Annotated in this window: 4 protein-coding genes; 2 read left to right on the top strand and 2 right to left on the bottom strand. The window is 36.7% G+C overall.

Annotated features, from left to right (window positions below; genetic code table 11):
• Window positions 1-31 precede the first annotated feature (31 nt).
• Window positions 32-1,795, bottom strand: a complete 1,764-nt coding sequence (locus tag GQR46_RS15615; RefSeq protein ID WP_165727263.1) for a GNAT family N-acyltransferase — start codon at window positions 1,793-1,795, stop codon at window positions 32-34.
• Window positions 1,796-2,147: 352 nt separating this feature from the next.
• Here GQR46_RS15615 and GQR46_RS15610 point away from each other — a divergent pair, with 352 nt between their 5' ends.
• A complete protein-coding gene (locus GQR46_RS15610) occupies window positions 2,148-3,362 on the top strand; it encodes an HD domain-containing phosphohydrolase (RefSeq protein WP_165741411.1) in 1,215 nt (404 codons plus the stop codon).
• Here GQR46_RS15610 and GQR46_RS20700 read toward each other — a convergent pair.
• On the bottom strand, window positions 3,322-3,645 hold the full coding sequence (locus GQR46_RS20700; protein WP_024592106.1) for a hypothetical protein: 324 nt from the start codon (window positions 3,643-3,645) through the stop codon (window positions 3,322-3,324). The two genes, GQR46_RS15610 and GQR46_RS20700, sit on opposite strands and share 41 nt — an antisense overlap.
• A gap of 283 nt (window positions 3,646-3,928) precedes the next feature.
• Between GQR46_RS20700 and GQR46_RS15600 the strand changes: the two genes are divergently transcribed.
• Window positions 3,929-5,179, top strand: a complete 1,251-nt coding sequence (locus tag GQR46_RS15600) for an outer membrane protein transport protein (RefSeq protein ID WP_024592249.1) — start codon at window positions 3,929-3,931, stop codon at window positions 5,177-5,179.
• The last annotated feature ends 60 nt before the right edge of the window (window positions 5,180-5,239 follow it).

Raw genomic sequence — 5,239 nt, 5'->3', positions numbered from 1 at the left:
TCATCTGCAGTATTAATACAGCAGATGAAAATTATGAGTGATTTATATAATCATCTTTTTTATCACCAAGGTAGAGCTTAAGTAGCTTTTCAGGCGCACTTGGTAGGTGCACACTTAAAAGTAATCCTGGGGTGTGATTAAAGTTACTGTCAATTCCCATACAATGAAATTGAGCGCCTAGCTTATGATATTGCTTTAATAAAATTGGTATGTCTTTTTTGTCTTCTTCTATTCCCATAACCAATGTTGATACATGATCTATGTTTAACGTGTGATCACTAATGAAGTCTTCAAACTCTGGATGAATTTTATTATTAAAAGGCGTATTGGCGCTAACACCTTGTTTATTATTAACCATTGCATGGTCAATAATTGCGACAGAACGAGGGTCGTAAAGCTTACTTAATGAAACAGTGCCATATAAAGTCCTATAACGTGGGTTTTGCGCCATAAACGCACCGATCCCTTTAAATAGCAGTAATAAGCCATGGTAACTGCCTTGATGTTTTTGAACTATAAACGAGCGACCCATTTCCAAGCACGGCTGTTGTTGATTAATAAAAGAGGGTTCAAAATTAAACATTTGCGATAAATAAAGGGCGCTCACGTCGCTATTTTTTTGTAATAAATCAGTTTGTCCAATTCGATAAGCTCCAATGATCTCTTCATTTTTATGATCAAAAATAAATAAATGCATGTAGGTTGCGTCAAACTTATCGGTATCACATGGCTCGCCGCTTCCTTCGTTTAATGTACGAAAGGTTATTTCTCTAAGGCGTGTTATTTCAGCAACACAATTAGGTATTTGATCTTGATAACCGTAATAAACGGAGTAACTTTTAAAGTCTAATAAGTGCTGCTCGCTTGGTAAGCTAGCAAGTTCACTCGTCATTTTTGTTTTATCAACATCCTGCATAATCGCTTTTAGTTGCATTGACTGGGCATCGTCTTGCCAAGGTGTTACAAAGCGTTCATCGTTTAAATAGCAAAGCAGGCGTGCAATATCGTTAATGTCGTCAGTTTTCTCAAATTTATTTAATAACTTGGGTGTAAGTAAATTACCAGCACCTAAATTAATGGACCTTTTTTGAATTTTAAGTAATTCACGTATTAGCATTAATAATCTAAATCGGTAGTAAATACGTCCCAAATTGTAAAACATAGGGCTATTTTGACCACTAATAAACACAGGTAATAAAGGGGCTTGTGTTTTTAAGGCTAGTTGAGCCGCTAAGCGATTCCATTGACCGTCGGTTACACGTTGTTTTTTTGATTGAAAAAACGAAACCCTGCCAGCAGGAAAAACCACAAGTAGGCCATCATTTTTAACATGACTAAAACACTGTTTAATTGCGCTGGTATTAATGGCTGCTTTTGGTTTTAGTGGATTAGCAAAAATAAAATAATCTTTAATTTCTGTAAATATTTTTAAACCAACGTTAGCCATTACTTTAGTATCGCTACGATAATGGGTGAGTAATTTGGCAATTATTACGCCCTCAATCATGCCATAAGGATGGTTACATACTACTATGCAAGGGCCTTGCTTAGGTATTTTGTTAATAACACTTTGTGCGCCAAGTACATTAATACCCAATACATTTAAAAGCTTTTCACTAAACTCCTGCTTATCTAAACCCGATAAATTATTAGAGAGGTATATATCACGCAGTTTATTTATACCTAATAAGCTATCGAGCAGTGGAGCGGCTGCTTTTAATATATGACCCAAAGGCGAGGCTGTGTTTATTGCAGCCACACTTAGGTTTGATACGGGGTGGTTTAGTTTTGTCATATATTAGTACTCTTAAGAATTTAAAGCAGTTGTTATTAAGTGCTGTGTATATTGAGACCGAGGCAAAACAATATTATGTTCAAGAAAGGTTAATAAAGTTCGCTTTTTTATAATGATTAGATAAATTTTATAGCTAAATCACCTGCTTTTTAGTGATAAGCAATTTAGTGTAGTTGAGATGAAAGCGTTTAATTATTAAAAAGTAAAATAATCAGAATTACAATGCAGCTCAAATAGGGCTGTAAATAATGCTTTTAGTTATATATAACTACTTACAACTCAAAAACTAGACTTTTAGGCTTAATTAATGCTATTTAAGGTACATATTCCTTAATAGAAAAATCCCGCCTTTATGCTAATTACTTTGCCCGTATCTGAGCTTACTCCTGGTATGTATGTTGATAGCGTTACTAAGCAACATGAAGGGATCAATAGCATAAAAATTAAGACCAGTGGCTTAGTGCGCGATAGATCTATTATTAAGCGTTTAGTCTCTGAAGGGGTGCTTGAGCTGCTTATAGATTTTGCTAAAGGTGATGCCCCAGTTCCTGCCAAATATAAGCCTCAAAGCAAACCTAAAACATCTAATAGCCAGCAAAAAGCCGAAAAAACACCTATAGCAATCTCAATTGAACAAGAATTTGCTAAAGCGAGTGTCAATTACGATCAGCATGGCCGAAAGCTACAGTCGTTATACGGTGACTTAACATCTGGCCTGAGTGTTAATATAAAAGTGCTTGATGAAATAGCCAGCGAAATAGTCAGCTCAGTTTTTCGTAACGCCAACGCCATGACTATTCTTACTCGTATAAAAGATAAACACAGCTATAACTGGCGGCATATGATCAACTGCGCCATTTTTACCGCTGTATTTACTAAATACTTAGGGTACAAAATGGCTGTTGTGCAAGAGCTTGCCATGGGCGCGTTACTTCATGATTTAGGCCAAGCTAAATTACCGCAGGGTATATTTTCAAAGCCAACTAAGGTTACTAATAATGAGCTCTTAGCGATTAAAAAGCATGTAGCTCAAGGTTTGGGTTTAGTTAAAGGCGAGAAGGGTATAACACCCCTTATGCTTGATATGATAGTGAATCATCATGAGCGCTTAGATGGCTCTGGTTATCCGCGAGGCCTACAGGCAGAGAAGTTAAGTCGTCCAGCGCGTATAATGGCAATTGTAGATGTGTACGATGCAATGACTGCCGATAGAATGCATCAAGATGGTGATGAACCAATCAACGTATTGCGGTACTTATTAGCCAATAAGCAATTGTTTGATGGTGAGTTAGTACAGCGTTTTATAAAGTGTTTAGGGGTTCATCCGGTAGGAACTATTGTAAAATTAACGAATGAACGTTTAGCCTTAGTGCTTGAAGGGAACGTATTAAATCCTATTAAACCTAAAATTAAGCTATTTTATAATGCTAAGCACAATCATCATGTTACACCGAAAGACATCGATTTAAGTGAGCACACCCAAGAGCTTAAAATACTATCAAGTGTTAAGCCCTTAGATTATCAGATTAATTTGTCTCGCCTGCTAAAAGAGCATTTGTTGAACTAGTTTTACTGCATTGCCTTTTTTTAGTTTGTTTTGCAGAAATAAACGCACCCAAAAAGCAATTTCCCATCAGTGTTAACCATAACAAAGTGCCTAGCTCTACGTGCAATGCAAAACAACACAGCGCTAAAGAGATCAACGCATTTAACATTGCCCCTAACCAATAATGGTTTACGGGGTTATCGCATTGTCCTGCTTGGGTACATGCGCAGTAGTTTGCTTTGTAAAAGCAAAACACACTCGCCCCACAAAATATTAGCCCTGTAATAATAAATAAAATGATCACAGTTTTACTTCCATTGCGATTTTATAATGAGTGTAAGTTGCTACTAATTTTAAGTCAATCTAAATGATAATTAATTACATTTAGAGTGTTTACTCTAATACCACACTTCTCATCCGATGAGTTTTAAATAGTTGTTAAAATGTCGTTAAAAAACATGTTTTTTACTGTCTTTTGACGTATTCATAGAGTTTTTTACAAAAAATTAAGGTAGTGTAATCACGTTTTAAATCCTAATAACAACACACATAGTACCCAGACAGTCAGTTTGGTTAAGGACTCAACAATGAAATTTTCTAAAACCCTTATTGCAGCTTCGCTTGCATTTGTTTCAGCTGATAGCTTTGCAGCTGCGTTTCAATTATCAGAGCAAAATGCATCGGGTTTAGGCCGCGCATACGCTGGTGAAGCTTCTATCGCAGACGACGCGTCTGTAGTTGCACGTAACCCTGCACTAATGACTTTATTTAAAGAAAAGCAACTAAGTGTTGCTGCTATTGGCGTAATCCCAGATGTAAGCTTAGAAGGTGAAGGCGCGCCAACTGGTATTGATCAATCTTCATTAGATGACGATAGCATTGCACCAAGTGCAGTGGTACCAGCAGCTTACTTTACTATGCCTTACAACGATAAAGTATCGCTTGGTTTTGGTGCATTTTCTAACTTTGGTTTATCAACAGACTTTGACGATGACTACTCAGCAGGACAGATTGCTGGTAAAACAGAAATCTTCACCGTTAACTTAAATGCAAGCGTTGCTTATAAAGTTACTGAAAAGTTTAGCTATGGTATTGGCTTAAACGTAATTTACGCTGATGCAACTATTGTGCGTCATGCTGGCTCTGGTTTACCATTTGCTTCAAGCACTGAAGTTGTGAACTTGGAAGGTGATGATACAGGTTACGCTTTAAATGTTGGTTTAATGTATCAGCTAGATGATAACAGCCGTTTTGGTTTTAATTATCGTACAGAAACAGATATTACATTCGAAGGTGATTACTCGAATCAAATACCAACAGCTTTTGGTGGATTAAATGGAACTGAATTACCTGGTTCTGTTGAAATAACACTTCCTGCAATAGCTGAATTTTCAGGTTCTCATCAGTTAGATGAAAAACTTGGTCTTCATTACAGTATTTTATGGACAGGTTGGAGTAGCTTTGATTCATTAGAAGCACAAGTTACAGCTCCAACTGGCGATAAATTTAGCGCATTTAATAAAGATGAAAGCTTCTCTGATTCATACCGTTTCGCTGTTGGTTCAGATTACCAATATAACGAAGATTTATTACTTCGTGCTGGTGTAGCATTTGATCAGTCTCCAGTATCACAAGATCACCTGTCGATCTCTATCCCAGATACAGATCGTTTTTGGTTCTCATTCGGTGGTAACTACACAATTGATCAAAGCTCTAACGTTGATCTTGGTGTAAGTATTATCCGTGGTAAAACTCAGAACTTTGAAGAAGATGGATTTGAGTTTGAGTCAGAAGGTAATGCAGTACTTATTGGCGCTCAGTACAACTACAAGTTTTAATGTAGAAGTGTCTTGTGGTTAATCACAGGGCACAAAAAAGCCGCTCACTTTAATTAAAGT

The organism is Pseudoalteromonas sp. Z1A6, assembly GCF_011378745.1.
Classification (GTDB): Bacteria; Pseudomonadota; Gammaproteobacteria; order Enterobacterales; family Alteromonadaceae; genus Pseudoalteromonas; species Pseudoalteromonas arctica.
Note: the sequence above shows the minus strand (reverse complement) of the source record. Positions and strands in the feature narration are given on the sequence as shown.